Origin of the sequence: Luteimonas terricola (genome assembly GCF_004352845.1) — a bacterium.
Taxonomy (GTDB): domain Bacteria; phylum Pseudomonadota; class Gammaproteobacteria; order Xanthomonadales; family Xanthomonadaceae; genus Luteimonas; species Luteimonas terricola.
On the sequence record NZ_SJRX01000012.1, the window covers coordinates 24,922 to 45,168 of the forward strand.

The following is a 20,247-nucleotide window of genomic DNA, read 5'->3' on the forward strand; positions in this document are numbered from 1 at the left end:
TGACACCCGGATGACGGTTTCAAACCGGCGGCAGGCCGCCCAGATAGCTGGCCAGCCCGTCCAGCAGCATCTGCACCGAGATCGCCACCAGCAGCATGCCCATCAAGCGCTCCACGGCGGTCAGGGCACGGGCGCCCAGCAGACGGTATAGATAAGGTGCGCAGAACAGGATCGCGGCGGTTGCGCCCCAGGCGACCAGCAGCGCCAGGCTCCACTCCCAGAGGCGGTCGGGCTCCCGGGTCCCCATCAGCATCACCGCGGCCATGCCCGAAGGTCCCGCCACCAGCGGCACCGCCAGCGGGACGATGAAGGGCTCGCCGCCGGGCAGCTCGCCCATCAGGCCCTCGGGCGGCGGGAAGATCATGCGCAGGCCGATCAGGAACAGGACGATGCCGCCGGCGATCGACACCGACTCCTGCCGCAGGTGCATGACCTCCAGCGCGTGCTTGCCAACCCAGAGGAACACCATCAATACGCCCAGCGCGATCAGGAGCTCCCGGGCCAGCACGATCCGCTGCCGCTTCGGCGACAGGTTGCGCAGGATGCTGAGGAACACCGGGATGTTCCCCAGCGGGTCCAGGATCAGGAACAGCAGCAGGGCCGCGGAGGCGATGGTCATCGCGGCGGCGCCCAGGCCTGGCCGCGGTGCGCGGCACCGGCCGCTGACAGCAGGGTGACGCAGGCCTCGGCCGCCACGGCGGGATCGCGGGCGCGACGGTCCTCGTCGGCCACGTGCGAGCGCGCGCGCAGCGGCGTGCGCAGCGGACCCGGGCACAGGCCGTGGAAGCGGACGGGGCCGCCGCCGTGCTCGGCGTGCAGGGTATCGAGCAGGGCGCGCTGGCCGTGCTGGGCGATGCCGTAAGCGCCGCGGTAGGCGGCCGGGACTTCGTCATCGAGCACGAAGACCACCGAGGCGTCGGGCGCCTGGCGCAGCAGCGGCAGGCAGGCCCGGGTCAGCCACCAGCGCGCGGTGAGGTCGACGTGCAGCGTGCGGGCGAAGCTGCCCGGATCGGTGTGTTCGAGCGGGGTCAGGCCGGCAAAGTCGGCGGCACAATGCACCACGCCATCCAGGCGGCCGAGCTGGGCGCCGATGCGTTCCGCCAGCTCCACGTGATCCCCGTATTCGGCGCCGGCAAGATCGAAGGGATAGTTGACCGGCTCCGGCAGGCCCGCCGGGTCGCGCGCGATCGCGTCATAGACCCGGTTGAGCTTGGGTACCTTGCGGCCGAGCAGCACCGCGGTCGCGCCCGCGCGCGCGCAGGCATGCGCGGCGGCCGCGCCCAGCCCGCCGTGGGCGCCGGTCACCAGGACCACGCGCCCGGCCAGCGCGGCCGGCGCGCCCGCGTCGGCCGCGGGCGTGCTCACGCCTTCTGCGTCTCCGCGATCATGCGTGCCAGCTCACCGGACTCGAACAGCTCCATGGTGATGTCGCAGCCGCCGATCAGCTCGCCGTGGATGAACAGCTGCGGGAAGGTCGGCCAGTTGGAGATACGGGGCAGGTTGGCACGGACCTCGGGGTCCTCGAGCACGTTGACGCTGTGCAGGGTCGCCATGTCGGCGCCGGCTTCGCGCAGCGCGCCCGCGGTGCGGCTGGAGAAGCCGCACATCGGGAACTGCGGCGTGCCCTTCATGAAGAGGACGATGGGATGGCCTGAAATTTCGGCCTGGATGCGTTCGATGATGGGCATGTCGGCTCCGACGTTCTGGGCGGCGGGCCGGAGCCACGCAGCGCGCAATGGGGATCGCGCTATTGTAGCGTCCATGGCCATCGAACTTGCCGCCCTGCCCTGGGACCGCACCGCGCTCGAACCGCATATCTCGGGCGAGACCCTCGACCTGCACCATGGCCGCTTCCATCGCGCCCACGTTGAAGCGGTCAACGCGCTGGCGCCGGCTGCCGGGATGGGTGCGGCGAGCCTCGAGGAGCTGGTGCGCGGCAGCCAGGGCGCGCTGCAGCAGCATGCGGCACAGGCCTGGAACCTGGCGTTCCAGTGGCGCTGCCTGAAGCCGGCCGCGGGCGGCGGCGGCGGCGAGCCGGAGGGCGCGCTGGCCGAGGCCCTGACCCGCCGCTTCGGCGACATCGCACGGTTCCGCCAGCAGTTCGCCGTGGTGGCGACCTCGCTGCAGGGATCGGGATGGATCTGGCTGCTGCAGCGGCTGGATGGTTCCGTGACCCTGGCGCTGACGGCCAACACCGCTACGCCGATCACCGGCGAAGATCGCCCGCTGCTGGGCCTGAGCCTGTGGGAGCACGCCTACCTGCTCGACTACCGCGAAGCGCGCGGGCGTTACGTCGAAGCGGCGTGGAACGTCGTGGACTGGGCCTTCGTCGCTTCGAACCTGAAATAGTCGCGCCCCTACGGGGACTCTTTCCCCGCGGGCGGGGGAAGGGGATCGCATAAACGGGCGAGCACGGGCGCCACTTGAGCCTCCCGACCCAGCGCCGCACCGACCCGCTCCAGCGCATCGGCCAGATCTTCGTCGCTGTCCGCCCGCAGCGTGGCATGGCCAACCTTGCGCCCTGGGCGCGAAGTCTTGCCGTAGTCATGCCAATGCCCGCCGGGTTCGGCCAGTACGGGGCCGGGCGAAGGCATCTCGCCGATCCAGTTGAGCATGCAGGCCCGCCCCAGCGCGCGCGTCGCGCCCAGCGGAAGCCCGAGCACCGCACGCAGGTGGTTGCCGAACTGCGAAGTCTCGGCGCCCTCGATGCTCCAGTGGCCCGAGTTGTGCACGCGCGGCGCGAGTTCGTTGGCGAGCAGTCGGCCGTCGTGGCAGAACAGCTCCAGCGCGAACACGCCGACGTAGTCCAGCGCTTCGGCCAGCGCACGCGCGTAGTCCACGGCGCGCGCCTCCAGTTCCGGCGCGACGCGCGCCGGCGCGAGGCTGGCGGACAGCACGCCGTCGACGTGCCAGTTCTCGGTCAGCGGCCAGGTACGGAATTCGCCGTCGCGGGCGCGCACGGCGACCACGCTCAGCTCGCGCTCGAAGGGCACGAAGGCTTCCAGGATCAGTCCGCCGGCCCCGGCCTGCGCACCCAGCGCATCCCAGGCCGCGCCCGCATCGCCGGCGGCGCGGATCCGGAACTGGCCCTTGCCGTCATAGCCCAGGCGCCGGGTCTTGAGGATGCACGGCGCACCCAGCTTCGCCACCGCCGCATCGAGGTCTTCGCGCGTATCGACCGGCACGTAGCCGGGCACGGGGATGCCCAGTTCACCGAACAGCGTCTTCTCCGCCAGGCGGTCCTGGGTGGTGCCCAGCGCCCGGGGGTTGGGGAACATCGGCACCCGCTCGCACAGCCACTGCGCGGATTCGGCCGGCACGTTCTCGAAGTCGAAGGTGGCGATGTCGATCCCGGACGCGAATTCGGCCAGGGCCACGCCGTCGCGGTAGTCGCCCACCACCAGCGGCGCGAACTGGCCGGCACAGGCGTCGGCGCTGGTGTCCATCACCGAGAAGCGCAGGCCCAGCGGCGCGCCGGCCAGCGCCATCATGCGCGCCAGCTGGCCACCGCCGAGGATGCCGACGGTGGTCATCGCCGCGGGTCGTCGCTGCCGGCGACGTCGTCGGTCTGGCGCTGGCGGAAGGCGTCGAGCGCGGCGGCGACGTCGGCATCGCCGGCGGCCGCGAGCTGCGCCGCGGCGAACAGCGCCGCGTTGGCCGCGCCGGCGTTGCCGATGGCGAAGGTGGCGACCGGCACGCCGGCCGGCATCTGCACGATCGACAGCAGGGAGTCGAGGCCGTTGAGCGCCTTCGACTGCACCGGCACGCCCAGCACGGGCAGCGCGGTCTTCGACGCCAGCATTCCCGGCAGGTGAGCCGCGCCGCCGGCGCCAGCGATGATCGCCTTCAGGCCGCGCGCGCGCGCGGTGGCCGCGTACTCGAACAGCACGTCGGGCGTACGGTGCGCGGACACCACGCGGACCTCGTGCGCGATGCCGAGCTCCTCGAGCGTCTGCACGGCGTGCTGCATGGTGTCCCAGTCGGATCGCGAACCCATCACGACGCCGACGACGGGCGGGCTGTTGGTGGCGGTCATTGGCCGTCCCCGGTGGCAAAGACGTATTCTAGCGGCCCCACGCCGCGACGTACCGCCATGGACCGCAAGCTGCTCGATATCCTCGTCTGCCCCGCCAGCCGCCAGCCGCTGGCGCTGCTCGAACCCGCGGGCCTGGAGGCGCTGAACCGCGCGATCACCGCCGGCGGCGTCGTTCGCGGCGATGACGCGGTCCAGGCGCAGCCACTGCGCGAGGCCCTGGTCACCCGCGACCGGCGCACGGTGTACCGCGTCGACGACGGCATCCCGGTGCTGCTGGCCGAAGAAGGCATCGCCACCGCGCAGGCCGCGGGCTTCCCAGGCGCATGAGCGCAGCCGGCGCCGCCATCCCGCCGCCGCCGGCCGAAACCGTCGCCGCGGACATCGAACGCGCGCTGGCCGAAGACCTCGGCAGCGGCGACGTCACCGCCGCCCTGCTTGCCGACGCTCCCGAGTCCGCCTACCTGCTGTGCAAGGAAGACGCGGTGGCCTGTGGCCGGCCGTGGTTCGACGCCTGCCACCGCGCGCTCGATCCCGCCGTCGAGATCGACTGGCGCGTGGCCGAGGGCGACCACGTCCGCGCCGGCACTGTCCTTGCAACGCTGCGCGGCCGCACCCGTGCCCTGGTCAGCGCCGAGCGCACCTCGCTCAACTTCCTGCAGACGCTGTCGGGCACCGCGACCACGGTCGCCGCCCACGTCGACGCGGTGCGCGGCACCCGCGCGCGGATCCTCGACACCCGCAAGACCCTGCCCGGCCTGCGCGTCGCACAGAAGTACGCGGTGCGCGTGGGCGGTGGCGACAACCACCGCATGGGCCTGTACGACGCGGTGATGCTGAAGGAAAACCACGTGCGCGCGGCCGGTTCGATCGCCGCCGCCATCGCCGCCGCGCGCGCCAGCCAACCCCGCCTGCCGCTGATTGTTGAGGTCGAAACCCTGGACGAACTGCGCGCCGCGCTCGACGCCGGCTGCGACCGCATCCTGATCGACGACTTCGATGCCGCGACGCGGCGCGAGGCCGTGCGCATCGCCGCCGGGCGCATCCCGCTGGAAGTTTCCGGCGGCGTGGACCTCGAATCGCTGCGTGCGATCGCCGCCGACGGCGTCGACTGCATCTCGATCGGCGGCCTGACCAAGCACGTGCAGGCCGTCGACCTGTCGCTGAAGCTCGGGCCGTGCCCGGGCTAGCGCAGCAGCAGCGCCGCAGCAGCAGCAGCCCCGGCCAGCACCGCAAGTGCGGCTACCCACCACCACGCCGACACCCCTCCGCGCGTCCTGTGCGCCTGCGCCTGCTGCTGCGTGACCGCGCCCGGCGCGACCACGCGAAAGCGCAGCACGTCGAAGCCCAGCTCGTCGCCGTGGCGCGCCCATGCGCGTTGCTGCGGCGATTCGTTGAGCAACCAGCCGTTGGTCGAACCGAGGTCCTCCACCAGCAGCCCTTCGTCGGTCGGCGTCAGCCGCACGTGATGGCGGGACACCCCGGGATGGTCGAGGTGGATCCCGCAGTCCGGCGCCCGCCCCAGCACCGTCGACCCGACCAGCGGGAAGGTGCGGCCGAAGCCGGCGCCACCGACGCCGCGCAGCACGTAGCGCGGCAGCGCCGGGCGGACCACGGTGGCCATGATCGGCCCCTGGGCCGTGGTTGCCGGTGGCTGCAGGTCAAGGGCCTCGTCGGCCTGGCGAATGATGTTCATGCGTTGAAAACTGCGATGTCGTGCGTGAAGCCCACGCAAAGGCTTGCCGAAAGCCCGGGCTGGCCCCAGATTGCACATCCATGCCCAGCCTGATCCTGCTAATGATAGCCGGCGCGTTCGCCTACGCGTGGTGGAACGCGGCACGCGCCGCGAGCGAACACGCCACCGAGGTCGGGCGCGCGGCCTGCCGCGCCGCCGGCGTTCAGCTGCTGGACCAGACCGTTCACGCCACGGGCCTGCGCCTGCGCCGGCGCAGCGACGGCCGCCTGGGCCTGGAGCGCAGCTTCCGCTTCGAGTACTCGCACGAAGGCACGGACCGCAATCGCGGGCGCATGGTCTTCCACGGGCGCCGGCTGATGTCGCTCACCGGGCCAGCGCCGGCGGTGGCAGCCACCCTGCCCGGCCAGGACTGAGCGCGGGCCTACTTCACCACGCGCAGGTGCGCACCGCGGCGCGGCGGCGACGAGCCATCGTCATCGCCGCCGTCATCGCCATCCACCGGATTGCGATCGGCGTCACCGTCGCCGGCACCGCCCGGCACCACGCCAAGGATCACTTCGCCGCCGGCCGCGCCACCGCCTGCCGTGGCGGCATCGTCAGCCACGCCGTCGCCGGCGGCATCGCCGGCCAAGCCGCCTTCGGACCCCGGCTGCTCCTCGGGCAGGGCCATGCCCTGCCCCGTCTCGCGCGCATAGATCGCCAGCACCGCACCCACGGGGACCAGCACGGAGTGACTGACGCCGCCAAAGCGCGCGGTGAAGCTGACCGCTTCGTTGTCCATGTCCAGGCGGGCCACGGCGCGCTCGGCCACGTTCAACACCACGCGGCCGTCCTTGACGGTATGTGCGGGCACGCGAACGCCGGCGCGGGTGGCATCCACCAGCAGGTGGGGCGTCATCCCGTTGTCCACGATCCATTCGTACAGCGCCCGCAGCAGGTACGGGCGATGGCTGGTCATCCGCGACACATCATTCATGCGCGGGATTCTAACGCGGGCCGCATCAACCCGGCAGGTCGCGCAGGTTGCGCTCCTGCGGCGTCAGGCTCCGGGTGAAGCCCGGATTGCGGAAGATCCGGTTGCCGTAGTCCTCGATCGCCTTGCCGTCCTTCGGCAACGGCACGCCGAGCGACTCCAGGCGCCAGACGATCGGTGCCATGGCGCAGTCGGCCAGGCTCATCTCGGCGTTGAGGAAGAACTTGAAGGCCTTGAACAGCGGCACCGACGCGGTGACCAGATCCTTCAGGCGCTTGCGCGCCGCGTCCGCCTGGGCCTTGGTGCCGGTCTGGATCGCGCGGACTTCGGGCACCCAGTCGTGCTCCAGGCGCAGCATCGCCAGGCGCAGCCGCGCCCGCGACAGCGGGTCGACCGGCATCAGCGGCGGATGCGGGTAGCGTTCGTCCAGGTACTCGGTGACCACGCTCGAGGCGTAGAGCACGAGGTCGCGCTCCACCAGCGTCGGCACCGAGTGGTAGGGATTGAGGTCGATCAAGTCCTCGGGCGGATCCTTGGGATCCACCGTGATCAGGTCGTAGGTAACGCCCTTCGCGGCGAGCACCAGCCGCACGCGGTGGCAAAGGACGTCATCGACGGAGGAAAAAAGCGTGAGTGCATTACGCATGCGCGGACTCGCTGCCATCATCGAACCATTCCCCCAAGTCAGTGGACGTCCTTCCAGTATTCCTTCTTCAGCAACCAGGCCAGGAAGGTGAAGAACGCGAGGAACAGCATCACCCAGACCCCGATCGCCTGGCGCTTGAGCGCGATCGGCTCACCGGCGTACTCGAGGAAGGCGGTGATGTCGCGAACGGCCTGGTCGAACTGCACCGGGTTCATGCTGCCCGGGGTGGAGATCTCAAGGCGCTCGATCAACGGCTCGCCGGTGGCCTCGTCCTTGCCGCCGTAGACCGGCTGCTGGATGCCCTGCAGTTCCCACAGGACGTTGGGCATCGAGGCGTTGGGGAACACGGTGTTGTTCCAGCCCAGCGGACGCGACTCGTCGATGTGGAAAGACTTGAGGTAGCTGAAGATCCAGTCGCCCCCGCGCACGCGCGAGGTCAGGCTGAGGTCCGGCGGCACGGTGCCGAACCACTCCGCGGCGCCCTCGGCGGGCATCGCGGTGAGGATCTGCTCGCCGAACTTGGCGCCGGTGAAGTTGAGGTTCTCCATCACCTCGTCCTCGGTCAGCCCCAGGTCCTCGGCCATGCGCGAATAGCGCAGGTACTTCAGCGAGTGGCAGGCCGAGCAGTAGTTCATGTACAGCTGCGCGCCGCGCTGCAGCGAAGCGGTATCGCCCAGGTCGGTGCCGGCGTGCTGCACCGGGCCGCCCGCGGCGGCCAGCGCCGAGAACGAAAGCAGCATGGCGGCGGCGAAACCGGCGGCGCGGCTGATGAGGGTCATGGGCTTAGTCATGCGTCGTCACCCGTTCCGGAACCGGCTTGGTGGCGTCGAGCTTCGTCCACAGCGGCATGGTGATGAAGAAGGCGAAGTAGAAGAAGGTCAGCACGCGGCCGATGATGGTTTCGACCGGGTCGGTGCCGGGACCGGCGCCGATCTTGCCGAGCCATACGAAGCTCACCGCGAACAGGCCAAGCAGGACCTTCGACATCAGCCCGCGGTAGCGGTACGACTTGACCTTGCAGCGGTCGAGCCACGGCACCAGGAACAGGATCGCGATCGCGCCGAACATCACCAGCACGCCGCTCAGCTTGTGCGGCACCACGCGCAACATCGCGTAGTACGGCGTGTAGTACCAGACCGGCTTGATGTGCTCGGGCGTCACCAGGCGGTTGGCCTCGGTGAAGTTGTCGTGCTCGAGGAACCAGCCGCCGAACGCCGGCGCGAAGAAGATGACGAAGGCCGCGATCATCAGGAAGAAGCCCACGCCCACCAGGTCCTTGACCGTGTAGTAGGGGTGGAACGGGATGCCGTCGGTGGGCTTGGTCGCGTCCCAGCGGTTGCCCTTCGGGCCCTTCTTGATGTCGACGCCGTCGGGGTTGTTCGACCCGACCTCGTGCAGCGCGCCCAGGTGCAGCACCACCAGCAGCAGCAACACCAGCGGCAGCGCGATCACGTGGAGTGCGAAGAAGCGGTTGAGCGTGGCGTCGCTGGGCAGGTAGTCGCCCATGATCCACTCGACCAGGCCGTTGCCGATCACCGGGATCGCGCCGAACAGCGAGATGATCACCTTCGCGCCCCAGAACGACATCTGGCCCCAGGGCAGCACATAGCCCAGGAAGGCCTCGGCCATCAGCACCAGGTAGATCAGCATGCCCAGGATCCACACCAGCTCGCGCGGCTTCTGGTAGCTGCCGTACATCAGCCCGCGGAACATGTGCAGGTAGACGACGATGAAGAACAGCGAGGCGCCGGTGGAGTGCATGTACCGGATCAGCCAGCCCCACTCGATGTCGCGCATGATGTACTCGACCGAGGAGAAGGCCTCGGCGGCGGACGGCTTGTAGTGCATCGTCAGGAAGATGCCGGTGACGATCTGGTTGACCAGCACCAGCATGGCCAGCGAGCCCATGTAGTACCAGAAGTTGAAGTTCTTCGGCGCGTAGTACTCGGTCATGTGCTTGCGGTACATCGGCATCATGCCGGGCGCACGCTCGTTGACCCAGTCCATCACGTTGTTGGCGGTACGCGTGATCAGGTTCGACATGGCTTACGCGGCCCCCTGCGGATCGACGCCTACGACAATCGTGTTGTCATCGGCGAAATAGTGCGGTGGCACCACGAGGTTGGTCGGCGCGGGAACGCCCGAATAGACGCGGCCGGCCATGTCGAACTTCGACTTGTGGCAGGGGCAGAAGTAGCCGCCCTTCCAGTTGGGGTCGAACGGTGCCGGGCGGATCTCGGCGACCATTTCCGGCGAGCAGCCCAGGTGGGTGCACAGGCCGACGAGCACCGAGATCTCGGGCTTCAGCGACCGCAGCTCGGGATTGGCCTCCCGGATGTACTCCGGCTGCTGCTCGAGGTTTTCCGACATCGGGTCGCGCAGCTGGTCGTCCAGGGTCGGCAGCAGCTGCAGGATTTCCTGCGAGCGCTTGACGATCCAGATCGGCTGGCCGCGCCACTCCAGGATCATGCGCTCGCCCTCGGCAAGCGCGCTGATGTCAGCGGTCACCGGCGCGCCGGCGAGCTGTGCGCGCTGGCTCGGGAACCAGCTCTTGATGAACGGAACCGCGGCCACGCCAACGCCTACTGCGCCGACCACCGCGGTCGAAGCTGTCAGGAAGCGGCGGCGGCCGTTGTCGACCGTGCCCCCCTCGACAGGATCCAGAACCCCTTCATTACCCATTACCACTCCGAAATTCGCCCGGTCGCTGATGTTTTTGGCCGCAGACGGGGCGCCCGATACCGGGTACCCGCCGTCAAAGACAATGAAGTGTAGCGGAACGCCGATTCAGGGGACAACGTTCCGTTGCCCGCGGCCAATCAGTTCGCCGCCAGATGGCCGCGGTAACGATCGGCGAGGATGCCCACGCGCTCGACGTAGCGCCGGGTCTCGTTGTAGGGCGGCACGCCCTTGTGGCGGGCCACCGCGCCCTCGCCGGCGTTGTAGCCGGCGGCGGCCAGGGTCAGGTCGCCGTTGAAACGCTTGAGCAGCCAGGCCAGGTACTGCACGCCACCGCGGATGTTCTGCGCCGGGTCGAAGGCGTTGGCGACCCCGAAGCGGTCGGCGGTGGCGGGCATCAGCTGCATCAGCCCCTGTGCGCCCACGCGCGACAGGGCGTTGGGGTTGAAGGCCGACTCGGCGTGCATCACCGCGCGGATGACCGCTTCCTCCACCCCGAATTCCGTCGCGGCAGCCTTGACCTCGGCGTCGTAGGCGCTGGTGTTGAGGCGGACGTTGCCGAAGTTGAGCCCCGGCGAGCCGCAGGCGTAGCAGGTCTCGAAGAAGCTGTAGCGGATGGTGCGCAGCGCGCTGGCAGCGCCGCCGCTGGGCTTGCGGCTGGTGTAGTGGCGGACGCCGTCCTTCACATAGGAATAGACCTGGCCCTGGACCAGGCGCCGCGAGCCGGCAGCCGACGAGGATGCCGAAGGTGCCGAGGGCACGTCCAGGGCGGCGGGCCCGCTGCCCGTGCCCATGAACGTGGAGGGCGCATTGGCGTTGAGCGAGGCCGGCGAACCCTCCACCGCGGTCGAGGACTTCACCGCGCCCACCGCACCGGGGGTTGTGGACGGCTGGCTGGGCCGGGCGGGACGGCTCGGGCGATAGGTGCTGGCCACCGCGCAGTTCGCACCCTTGATGCGCTTGCTGACGTAGCTGGCCACGCCGTCGCCGGCATCGCAGCGGTAGATGGTGCCGGCCACGGCTGGCCCGGCCATCGCCATGCAGGCCAGGCCGACCGACGCCATCACGGCGAAACCCGGGACTTTACCGAAGTGATTCATCCCCGCCCCTCCATCGCGCGCAGTCTCCACTCTTGCAGGGGCCTTGCCAAGGGCCGGAACCGTGACGTCGCCCAAGGAAACGCCTCTCCATCCCCTGCCCGGCCAGCCTCTTCCCCGCAAGCGAGGGAATACGCCCGGAGGGCAGATGGGGGCAAGTCTTGCCGCCCCCCCCATCAACGCCGCCCTCCGGGCTTAAACTGCAGGTCCCGAACCAACCATCCGGCCCGGATGACCAGCTTCACTCGTTGTGAAGCGCTTCACCGCCGCGCCCGGGAACCGCCATGACCCAGAACACCGCCCCCCGCAAGCTCTTCATCGAGACCCACGGCTGCCAGATGAACGAGTACGACTCGGCCCGCATGGCCGATGTCCTGGCCGCCTCCGACGGCTACGAACTGACCACGAAGGCCGAAGATGCCGACGTGATCCTGGTCAATACCTGCTCGATCCGTGAAAAAGCGCAGGAAAAGGTGTTCAGCCAGCTGGGCCGCTGGAAACGCCTGAAGCAGGGCGACCGGCCGGTCCTGATCGGCGTCGGCGGCTGCGTCGCCAGCCAGGAGGGCGAGGCGATCGTGAAGCGCGCGCCCTACGTCGACCTCGTGTTCGGCCCGCAGACCCTGCACCGGCTGCCGGAGCTGCTCCGCGGCCGCCGCGAGACCGGCCTGCCGCAGGTCGACATCAGCTTCCCCGAGATCGAGAAGTTCGACCGCCTGCCCGAGCCGCGCGCCGACGGCCCGAGCGCGTTCGTGTCGATCATGGAGGGCTGCAGCAAGTACTGCTCGTTCTGCGTGGTGCCCTACACCCGCGGCGAGGAGGTCAGCCGGCCCTTCGAGGACGTGCTGGTAGAGGTCATGCAGCTGGCCGCGCAGGGCGTGCGCGAGGTCAACCTGCTGGGGCAGAACGTCAACGCCTACCGCGGCCCGATCGCAGCTGCCGACAGCGGGAGCGACGGCGCGGACGGGGATGACGGCGCCGCGGCGGGCGGGCCGCAGTTCGCCGACCTCGGCCTGCTGATCCGGACCATCGCCGAGATCGACGGCATCGACCGCATCCGCTTCACCACCTCGCATCCGCTGGAGTTCTCGGACTCGCTGATCGAGGCCTACCGCGACGTGCCGCAGCTGGCCAACTACCTGCACCTGCCGGTGCAGTCGGGCAGCGACCGGATCCTGTCGGCGATGAAGCGTGGCTACACGGCGCTGGAATTCAAGCAGAAGATCCGCAGGCTGCGCGCGGTGCGGCCCGACATCTCGATCTCGTCCGACTTCATCGTCGGCTTCCCGGGCGAGACCGACGCCGACTTCGAGAAGACCATGAAGCTGATCGAGGACGTGGGCTTCGACCAGTCGTTCTCCTTCATCTATTCGCGCCGCCCCGGCACGCCCGCCGCCGACCTCGAGGACAGCGTGTCCAGCGAGGTGAAGCATGCGCGGCTGTCGCGGCTGCAGGCGCATATCAACGAATACGCCGCGGGCATCTCACGGGCGATGCTGGGCAGCGTGCAGAAGGTGCTGGTGACCGGACCCTCGCGCAAGGATCCCGACGAGCTGACCGGCAAGACCGAGAACATGCGCTCGGTGAATTTTGCCGGCCATCCGCGCCTGGTCGGCCAGTTCGTCGACGTGGTGATCACCGAAGCGTTCAGCAATTCGCTGCGTGCCCGCGTGGCCACGGTCGAAACGCCGGTCGCGGTCTGAGGCGGCGGCGCGGAGTGGACCACGAGCCGCCCGCAACGCAAGCCGCGCGCGGGCGCCGCTTCGATCCGCTCGGCCTCTGGCTCTGCGGCCTCGCCGCACTGGGCCTGGCCCGTGCCTGGATGTACCTGGTCCGCGATGCCGGCAGCGCCGGCGCCATCGGCTGGATCTGGTTCGGGGGTTCGCTGCTGCTGGGCGGCATCGGTGTCGCCCTGCTCCTGCGCGGACTTGCCACATCCCGGCGCGGGCCGCGCCGCTAGTCGAGCCGCTTCCGGAAGCGCGCGAGCGCCTCGGATGAACCTTGCCCCGCCACCCTAGGGTTCGCCCCGGGCAGCGCGGTTCCGGGGCCAGCCACAACAATGGAACCTGCCCGCCGACCACCGTCAGGAGCCCCCATGACCTTCCCCGTCCAGCACCCGCAGTCGCCCCCCACCCCGCTGCCGACCGACCAATCGAGGCCGTCAAGCCTGGACCCGGCCCAGGATGCGACGGAACTGCTCGAAGTCGGCGACAAGACCTGGCGCCGCGACGACTACGACGCGCGGGCGGTCGCCTTCGGCGAGGCGATCCAGCAGGGCGATGCCCAGTACCGCCAGGAGCTGGTCGCCGAGATCCTCAGGCAGGACCCGAACGCCTTCAATTCCTGGATGACGCCCGCCCGGATCAACGGCCTGGTGGAGTCCGGCCAGATCCCGCAGACCGCGCGCGACGCCATGGCCGAAGGCATCGCCGGTGCCTACAACAACGGCCTGCTGCCGACCCACGAGATCCGCAACCAGTTCGGCGAGGTCGTGGCCGAGGCCAACGCGCTCGACACCTTCCTGTACAGCGGTACCGCCGGGTTCGACGTCGAAAACCAGGTCGAGCATGCACAGCACATGCGCGAGCTCGCGGAGTTCTTCAACGGCCCGCTCTACAGCGCCGAGGTCTCCGAGTTCCGCGGCAACTTCGCCAATCACCTGATCGAGAACTACGCGCTCAACGACGGTATCGACAACGGCATGGTCCGCGACAACGCAGCCACCCTGGCGGCCATCGTGCTCAACGGCGACCCGACGCGCGGCGACATCGCCGCGGAGGTCCTCAGCGGGCTCGACCAGGGCCAGCTGGACGCGTTCATGGAGCGCGTGGCCCGCGGCGGGCAGTGGCTCACCGCCGAGCGGCTGGAACAGATCGTGCCCGGCAGCGTCATCGCGCTGCGCGACGACCTGACCGTGTCCGACCTCGCGCTGCCCGACCAGGCCTCTTCGCTCATCGCCCAGGTGTCGCGCGTGCAATCGCCGGAGGCACAGGAGGCCGCGGCCATGCTGGCCCGGCTGCCTGCCAACGAAGGTGACATCTTCAGCGATCGCCACAGCGAGAACGCCCAGGACCGCATCGATGCCATGGGCCTGCTGTTCAGCAACCACTCGACCGCGATCCTGGACAGCCTCACCGATTACAGCACCACCAAGATCGGCAGCAAGGACGATGCCGACCTGAAGCAGTACATGCAGGATGCGTCCGATCTCGGCGCCCTGTTCAACATCGTGCTGTTCAACAGCGACCAGCTCTACCAGGGCTCCACGCGCGCCGGGGTCCTCGACTACGCCACCGCGCTGAAGGAGCGGATCAACACCGAGGAAGGCGATGCCGACGCCATGGGCCAGCTCGCCATGCTCATGGGCGGCGCGGACGACGCGATCACCCAGGGCTTCAACTCGCTGAAGGAACAGGAGGAGGCGCAGGAGAAGCTGCTGTCCTTCATCGTCGACCTGGCGGTTGCGGGCATTCCCCTGGCCAGCAAGGCCAAGGAATCCGTGGCTGAACTGCTGGGCGAGGTCTTCGACAGCCCCGCCGTGACCGATGCGTTGAAAGGCCTCAGCGGCAAGATCATCGATTCCGCCACCGGGCAGCTGACGACCGAGGCCAAGGAGGCGATCGCCGAGGTGGTGGGCGAGGATGAAGCCGAGCTCCTGAGTCAGCAGGAAGCGTCGAATGCGCTGCGCGAAGCCATGATGAGCGGCATCACCGACCAGCGTGACCTGGCTGCCATCGAAAACTATGCCGAAGACGTAAGCCAGGGCATCAACATCTGGCGTAAATAAAGGTTCATCTCCCAACTCCGGGGAAGCGGCTTCGACGAGGAGTGTCTGCTTCTTTCGCTACGCCTCGCGGTGACCTGGAGGGGCCCCGCCGCGGCCGGGAGGCCTTCGCGGCTCATGTCCCCCGGCATCCGCCTGGCGGCGGATGCCTCCTCCTTGACTTCCCCGCGAAGGCCTCCCGGCCACGGCGGGGCTCGGCGTTGTTGCAACTGCGCGAGATGCCCGCTTTGCTCCTGGGGCCACCGCGCACTGTGCGCACCGGGTGCCAAGGCCCTTGAGAGCGAAGTAAAGGAGGAGGCGATGGCCGCAGGCCAGCGCCGGGGGACATGAGCACTCAAGGGCCTTGGCACCCGGCGCCCGAGCGTATCAATGGCGCGCCATTCCCTCAGCGAGTACCAGGCCCGGTGCCGCGGTCATGGTCCCTGGACGGGCGGCGCGCTACCCTTCTCCACCTATGCCCAGCCCCCACCAGCGCGACTTCAGCCTCGAACCCGCCGACACCGAACGGCTGGCCAACCTCAGCGGCCCCTTCGACGGCCACCTTCGCCAGATCGAGCTCGCGCTCGGCGTCGAGATCGCCAATCGCGGCAACGTCTTCCGGGTCACCGGCGAAGATGCCGCGCGCGTCGGCGAGGCCGAGCGCCTGCTGCGCGACATGTACCGCGAGGCGGCCGCCGAAACCTTCGACGGCCATGCCATCCACCTGCGCCTGAACGCCTTCCGCGCCGCGCGCGAGGACCAGGAAGCGACCCGGCACGCCACCACCGCGCGCCGCGCCGACCCGGACTTCGTGCCGCAGGAAGTCGCGATCCGCGTCAAGCGCGGCACCATCCGCGGCCGCGGGCCGAACCAGCAGAAATACCTGCACGCCATCGCCACCCACGACATCAATCTCGGCGTCGGCCCGGCGGGCACCGGCAAGACCTTCCTGGCCGTGGCCAGCGCGGTCGAGGCCCTGAACGAATCGCGGGTGCAGCGGCTGGTGCTGGTACGCCCGGCGGTGGAGGCCGGCGAGAAGCTCGGCTTCCTGCCCGGCGACCTGTCGCAGAAGGTCGACCCCTACCTGCGCCCGCTGTACGACGCGCTGTACGAAATGCTGGGCGTGGAGACCGTGTTGCGCCTGCTGGAAAAGAACGTCATCGAGATCGCGCCGCTGGCGTATATGCGCGGACGCACGCTCAACGACGCCTACGTGATCCTCGACGAGGCCCAGAACACCACCATCGAGCAGATGAAGATGTTCCTGACCCGCCTCGGCTTCGGCAGCACGGCGGTGGTGACCGGCGACCTCACCCAGATCGACCTGCCCAAGCAGGTGAAGTCGGGCCTGCGCGACGCGCTGGACGTGCTGCACGACGTCGAGGGCGTGAGCTTCACCTTCTTCGAATCGCGCGACGTGGTCCGCCACCCGCTGGTGGCCCGCATCGTCAACGCCTATGACCGCCGCGACGCGCAGGACGCGTCCAGCGGACCGGCGTAGACTCCGGGCCATGACCAAGGGTCCGGTCCGCCTCGACGTGTCCGTCGGCTATGCCCTGCCCCGCGCCGGGCTGCCGGCCTCTGTGAGTTTCCGCAAGTGGGTGGCCGCGGCGCTGGCCGGCCGCATCCTGGAGGCCGACCTCGCGATCCGCCTGGTCGATACGAAGGAAGGCCGCGCCCTGAACCGCCACTACCGGGGGATGGACTACGCCACCAACGTGCTCAGCTTCCCCGCCGAGCTTGACGAGGGCATCAAGCTGCCCCCGGGCGTACGCATGCCGCTGCTTGGCGACCTGGTGCTCTGCGCCCCGGTCATCGCCCGGGAGGCCCGCGAGCAGGACAAGCCGCTCGCGGCCCATTACGCCCACCTGACCGTCCACGGCACCCTGCACCTGCTGGGCTGGGACCACGGCGACGACGTCGAGGCCGAGGCCATGGAGCAGCTGGAGCGGGACATCCTGGCCGGGCTGGGCATCGACGACCCCTACCGCGCAGCCTGAACGGACGCGGTAAACTGCACCCGGCCGCCCTACCCCCCGGGGCGACGATACGAGCGAGATGTCCGAAGACGACAGTAGTAGTGGCAATGGCAACGGCACGGTGCCGGAACCCCCGGAACGCCGGCGCAGCTGGCTGGATCGCCTGAGCTCGGCGATTTCCGGCGATCCCAGTTCGCGTGACGACCTGGTCGAACTGTTGCGCGACGCCCAGGCCGACGGCCTGATCGAGGCCGACACCCTGCGGATGATGGAAGGCGCCATTGCCGTGTCCGACATGACCGTCGGCGACGTCATGGTGCCGCGCTCGCAGATGGTGTCCCTGCCCGTCGACTCCCGCCTGATCGAGCTGATGAAGGACGTGGTCGAATCCGGCCACTCGCGCTTCCCGGTGCACGGCGAGGACAAGGACGAGATCCTCGGCATCCTGCTGGCCAAGGACCTGCTGCGCGGCGTGGTCGCAGACAACGGGCCCGGCTCGATCCACGAGCTGCTGCGCCCGGCGGTGCTGATCCCGGAGTCGAAGAAGCTCAACGTGCTGCTGCGCGAATTCCGCCAGTCGCGCAACCACATGGCGATCGTGATCGACGAGTACGGCGGCGTCGCCGGCGTGATCACGATCGAGGACGTGCTGGAGGAGATCGTCGGCGAGATCGACGACGAGCACGACGACGCCGAGGATCCCGAGGCCCTGATCGCGGCCCAGGCCGACGGCCAGTACGTGGTCGACGCGCTGACCCCGATCGACGACTTCAACGAGCGCTTCAGCGCCGATTTCGACGACGACGAGTACGACACCATCGGCGGCCTGGTCACCGCCGCCATCGGCCACCTGCCCGAGGCCGGCGAGGAGCTCACGCTCGGCCGCTTCACGTTCCGCGTGGCCAGCGCCGACGCGCGCCGGCTGCACGCCCTGCACCTGTCGATCCATGGCGACTGACGCGTGACTGCACGCTTGGCGATGACGCACCGCGCGGCGCGCCCGAGCCGCTCCGCCATGCTGTGCCTGCTGCTGGCACTCATGGCCTGCTGCCTGCCGGCACTGGCCGCACCGCGCATCGGCGTGGCCACGATGCAGCCCGGCGAGATCTTCTTCGAGCGCTTCGGGCACAACGCGATCGTGGTCGACGACCCCGCCGCCGGCCCGCCGCTGTCCTACAACTTCGGCTTCTTCGATCCCGACGAACCCGACTTCCACCAGCGTTTCATGCGCGGCGAAATGGAGTACCGGCTCGCCGTGCTGCCGCTGGCGCAGGACCTTGCGTATTACGAAAGCGTCGGCCGCGGCGTCTCCATCCAGTGGCTCGACCTCGACGAAACAGCAGCCACGGAGCTCGCCGGACGCCTGGCCTGGAACGCGCGCCCCGAGAACGCCAGCTACCCCTACGACTACTTCCTCGACAACTGCAGCACCCGCGTGCGCGACGCGCTGGACGCGGCGCTGGACGGCGCGCTGGCCCGCCACCTGCAGGGGCGCTCGCAGGGCAACACCTTCCGCAGCGAGGCCGTGCGCCTGGCGCGCCCGGACCGGCTGATGGCGCTGGGTTTCGACCTCGGCCTGGGCCCGGCGTCCGACCGCCCCAACGCGCTCTGGGAGGACGCCTTCGTGCCGATGCGGCTGGCGCAGTCCCTGCGCGACGTGCGCCTGGCCGACGGACGGCCCCTGGTCGTGGCCGAAGAAGCGCTGCTGCCACACTTGCTGGAGCCCGAGCCCGTTCCGCGCCGCGTGGCCTGGTGGCCCTGGCTGCTGGCGGGGCTTGCGCTGGCGGCGCTGGCCTGGTCGCAGCGCGACCGGCCCCGTGCCGTTGCCACCGCAGCGCAGCCCGTCTGGCTGCTCTGCGCGGCCATCGGTGCGCTGATGCTCTACATCTGGCTGGGCACAGCCCACCGCTTCGGCTGGGCCAACCACAACCTGCTGCTGTTCAACCCGCTGTGCCTGCTGCTGCTGCCGGGAGCCTGGCGGATCAGCCGCGGCCGCGACGGGGGGCCGATGTTCCGCGCGGCCCTGGCGGTGGTCGCCGTGGGCCTGCTGATCGCGCCGTTCCTGCTGTGGATGCCGCTGCAGTCCCAGCGCAACGGGCACTGGCTTGCGTTGATGCTGCCGCTGCAGGCGGCCCTCCTCGCGGTGCTGTGGCGACCGGGGCATAGACCAAAGTCTTAGCCGGCCAGGGTCGTTGTGCGGCGCAATAGGATTGACCACCGCCGGCGCAAGCGAGACTCTCCCCACTTCACAAGACGACGTGGGGTGTGGGTGATGAAAGGTGCCGCTGGAAAACTGGCCTGGGCGGCACTCGCCGTGCTGGGAGCGTTCTGCCTCGGAACCATCGCCCTGCGCCGCGGCGAGCCGATCAACGCGCTGTGGATCGTGGTCGCCGCCGTCTCGATCTACCTGGTCGCCTACCGCTTCTACGCACGCTTCATCGCCAACAAGGTGTTCGAGCTGGACGCTTCGCGTGCCACGCCGGCGATGATCAACAACGACGGCCTCGACTACGTCCCCACGAACAAGCACGTGTTGTTCGGCCACCACTTCGCCGCGATCGCCGGCGCCGGCCCCCTGGTCGGCCCGGTGCTGGCCGCGCAGATGGGCTACCTGCCCGGCACGCTGTGGCTGATCGTCGGCGTGGTCCTGGCCGGCGCGGTGCAGGACTTCATGGTGCTGGTGGTCTCCAGCCGCCGCGACGCGCGTTCGCTCGGCGACCTGGTGCGCGAGGAAATGGGCCAGGTACCGGGCACCATCGCGCTGTTCGGCGCCTTCCTGATCATGATCATCATCCTCGCAGTGCTGGCGATGATCGTGGTGAAGGCGCTGGCCGAGAGTCCGTGGGGCATGTTCACCGTGATCGCGACCATCCCGATCGCGATCTTCATGGGCGTCTACATGCGCTACCTCCGGCCCGGCAGGATCGGCGAGATCTCGGTCATCGGCCTGGTGCTGCTGATGGCGGCGATCTGGTACGGCGGCCACGTCGCCGCGCATCCCACGCTGGGCCCGGCCTTCACCTTCACCGGCACCCAGATCACCTGGATGCTGATCGGCTACGGCTTCGTCGCCGCGGTGCTGCCGGTGTGGCTGCTGCTCGCACCGCGGGACTACCTCTCCACCTTCCTGAAGATCGGCGTCATCCTCGGCCTGGCGGTCGGCATCCTGATCGTGATGCCCGAGCTGCGCATGCCGGCGCTGACCCAGTTCACCGACGGCACCGGGCCGGTGTGGAAGGGCTCGATGTTCCCGTTCCTGTTCATCACCATCGCCTGCGGCGCGGTGTCGGGCTTCCACGCGCTGATCGCCTCGGGCACCACGCCCAAGCTGATGGCCAACGAGCGCCACGCGCCCTACCTCGGCTACGGCGGCATGCTGATGGA

At 69.5% G+C, this 20,247-nt stretch carries 23 protein-coding genes and 1 pseudogene; 12 read left to right on the top strand and 12 right to left on the bottom strand.

Annotated features, from left to right (window positions below; all coding sequences use genetic code 11):
- Positions 1–19: 19 nt before the first annotated feature.
- The 3 genes from E2169_RS13430 to grxD are packed head-to-tail and all read right to left on the bottom strand — an operon-like array spanning position 20 to position 1,688.
- On the bottom strand, positions 20–619 hold the full coding sequence (locus tag E2169_RS13430; protein WP_132987128.1) for a YhgN family NAAT transporter: 600 nt from the start codon (positions 617–619) through the stop codon (positions 20–22).
- Positions 616–1,365, bottom strand: a complete 750-nt coding sequence (locus tag E2169_RS13435; RefSeq protein ID WP_132987129.1) for an SDR family NAD(P)-dependent oxidoreductase — start codon at positions 1,363–1,365, stop codon at positions 616–618. The genes E2169_RS13430 and E2169_RS13435 overlap by 4 nt, the downstream gene beginning before the upstream one ends.
- Positions 1,362–1,688 (bottom strand): Grx4 family monothiol glutaredoxin, encoded by a 327-nt coding sequence (gene grxD / locus E2169_RS13440; protein WP_132987130.1) that lies wholly within the window; start codon positions 1,686–1,688, stop codon positions 1,362–1,364. Before grxD ends, E2169_RS13435 begins: the two co-directional genes overlap by 4 nt.
- Positions 1,689–1,761: 73 nt before the next feature.
- On the opposite strand from grxD, the gene E2169_RS13445 reads away from it, so the two are divergent.
- A complete protein-coding gene (locus E2169_RS13445) occupies positions 1,762–2,349 on the top strand; it encodes a Fe-Mn family superoxide dismutase (RefSeq protein ID WP_132987131.1) in 588 nt (195 codons plus the stop codon).
- An 8-nt stretch (positions 2,350–2,357) separates the two neighbouring features.
- Here the strand turns inward: E2169_RS13445 and E2169_RS13450 are convergent, their stop codons facing one another.
- Positions 2,358–3,533, bottom strand: a complete 1,176-nt coding sequence (locus E2169_RS13450) for a 5-(carboxyamino)imidazole ribonucleotide synthase (RefSeq protein ID WP_132987132.1) — start codon at positions 3,531–3,533, stop codon at positions 2,358–2,360.
- Positions 3,530–4,036, bottom strand: a complete 507-nt coding sequence (gene purE, locus E2169_RS13455; protein WP_132987133.1) for a 5-(carboxyamino)imidazole ribonucleotide mutase — start codon at positions 4,034–4,036, stop codon at positions 3,530–3,532. Before purE ends, E2169_RS13450 begins: the two co-directional genes overlap by 4 nt.
- Positions 4,037–4,093: 57 nt before the next feature.
- Here purE and E2169_RS13460 point away from each other — a divergent pair, with 57 nt between their 5' ends.
- Positions 4,094–4,363: a Trm112 family protein gene (locus E2169_RS13460; RefSeq protein WP_132987134.1), complete on the top strand. Its 270-nt coding sequence runs from the start codon at positions 4,094–4,096 to the stop codon at positions 4,361–4,363.
- A complete protein-coding gene (nadC, locus tag E2169_RS13465) occupies positions 4,360–5,223 on the top strand; it encodes a carboxylating nicotinate-nucleotide diphosphorylase (RefSeq protein ID WP_132987135.1) in 864 nt (287 codons plus the stop codon). Before E2169_RS13460 ends, nadC begins: the two co-directional genes overlap by 4 nt.
- Here nadC and E2169_RS13470 read toward each other — a convergent pair.
- Entirely contained in the window at positions 5,220–5,729 is a 510-nt protein-coding gene (locus E2169_RS13470; RefSeq protein ID WP_165942436.1) for an FHA domain-containing protein, read from the bottom strand. The genes nadC and E2169_RS13470 overlap by 4 nt on opposite strands.
- A gap of 80 nt (positions 5,730–5,809) precedes the next feature.
- Here E2169_RS13470 and E2169_RS13475 point away from each other — a divergent pair, with 80 nt between their 5' ends.
- Positions 5,810–6,142 (top strand): DUF3301 domain-containing protein, encoded by a 333-nt coding sequence (locus E2169_RS13475; protein ID WP_132987137.1) that lies wholly within the window; start codon positions 5,810–5,812, stop codon positions 6,140–6,142.
- Positions 6,143–6,150: 8 nt separating this feature from the next.
- Here the strand turns inward: E2169_RS13475 and E2169_RS13480 are convergent, their stop codons facing one another.
- From E2169_RS13480 to E2169_RS13505, 6 genes are all read right to left on the bottom strand, one after another.
- A complete protein-coding gene (locus E2169_RS13480; RefSeq protein WP_229659159.1) occupies positions 6,151–6,705 on the bottom strand; it encodes a ClpXP protease specificity-enhancing factor in 555 nt (184 codons plus the stop codon).
- Positions 6,706–6,730: 25 nt separating this feature from the next.
- Positions 6,731–7,366 carry a glutathione S-transferase N-terminal domain-containing protein gene (locus E2169_RS13485; RefSeq protein ID WP_132987146.1) on the bottom strand — a complete coding sequence of 212 codons (636 nt, stop codon included), beginning with the start codon at positions 7,364–7,366 and terminating at the stop codon, positions 6,731–6,733.
- A gap of 20 nt (positions 7,367–7,386) precedes the next feature.
- Positions 7,387–8,127: a cytochrome c1 gene (locus E2169_RS13490; RefSeq protein ID WP_370465123.1), complete on the bottom strand. Its 741-nt coding sequence runs from the start codon at positions 8,125–8,127 to the stop codon at positions 7,387–7,389.
- A gap of 4 nt (positions 8,128–8,131) precedes the next feature.
- A complete protein-coding gene (locus tag E2169_RS13495; RefSeq protein WP_132987139.1) occupies positions 8,132–9,391 on the bottom strand; it encodes a cytochrome b in 1,260 nt (419 codons plus the stop codon).
- A gap of 3 nt (positions 9,392–9,394) precedes the next feature.
- On the bottom strand, positions 9,395–10,030 hold the full coding sequence (gene petA / locus E2169_RS13500) for a ubiquinol-cytochrome c reductase iron-sulfur subunit (protein WP_132987140.1): 636 nt from the start codon (positions 10,028–10,030) through the stop codon (positions 9,395–9,397).
- A gap of 137 nt (positions 10,031–10,167) precedes the next feature.
- Positions 10,168–11,091, bottom strand: a complete 924-nt coding sequence (locus tag E2169_RS13505; RefSeq protein ID WP_132987147.1) for a lytic transglycosylase domain-containing protein — start codon at positions 11,089–11,091, stop codon at positions 10,168–10,170.
- A gap of 341 nt (positions 11,092–11,432) precedes the next feature.
- Between E2169_RS13505 and miaB the strand changes: the two are divergent.
- The 8 genes and pseudogenes from miaB to E2169_RS13545 all read left to right on the top strand — a co-directional run.
- Positions 11,433–12,824, top strand: a pseudogene (gene miaB / locus E2169_RS13510) (tRNA (N6-isopentenyl adenosine(37)-C2)-methylthiotransferase MiaB); the annotation flags it as partial.
- A 14-nt stretch (positions 12,825–12,838) separates the two neighbouring features.
- Complete coding sequence (locus tag E2169_RS13515) at positions 12,839–13,081, top strand: hypothetical protein (protein WP_132987142.1); 243 nt, start codon at positions 12,839–12,841, stop codon at positions 13,079–13,081.
- Positions 13,082–13,216: 135 nt separating this feature from the next.
- Positions 13,217–14,908 carry a hypothetical protein gene (locus E2169_RS13520; RefSeq protein WP_132987143.1) on the top strand — a complete coding sequence of 564 codons (1,692 nt, stop codon included), beginning with the start codon at positions 13,217–13,219 and terminating at the stop codon, positions 14,906–14,908.
- 451 nt (positions 14,909–15,359) lie between these two features.
- Positions 15,360–16,385, top strand: a complete 1,026-nt coding sequence (locus tag E2169_RS13525; RefSeq protein WP_132986593.1) for a PhoH family protein — start codon at positions 15,360–15,362, stop codon at positions 16,383–16,385.
- Between the two features lie 10 nt (positions 16,386–16,395).
- Positions 16,396–16,884 carry an rRNA maturation RNase YbeY gene (ybeY, locus tag E2169_RS13530; protein WP_132986592.1) on the top strand — a complete coding sequence of 163 codons (489 nt, stop codon included), beginning with the start codon at positions 16,396–16,398 and terminating at the stop codon, positions 16,882–16,884.
- Between the two features lie 58 nt (positions 16,885–16,942).
- Positions 16,943–17,821, top strand: a complete 879-nt coding sequence (locus E2169_RS13535; RefSeq protein ID WP_132986591.1) for a CorC family transporter — start codon at positions 16,943–16,945, stop codon at positions 17,819–17,821.
- Between the two features lie 57 nt (positions 17,822–17,878).
- Positions 17,879–19,042, top strand: coding sequence for a lipoprotein N-acyltransferase Lnb domain-containing protein (locus E2169_RS13540; RefSeq protein WP_165942403.1), 1,164 nt, complete (start codon positions 17,879–17,881; stop codon positions 19,040–19,042).
- A gap of 93 nt (positions 19,043–19,135) precedes the next feature.
- Positions 19,136–20,247, top strand: a 1,112-nt coding sequence (locus tag E2169_RS13545; protein ID WP_279432756.1) for a carbon starvation CstA family protein, incomplete at its 3' end; no start/stop codon positions are given.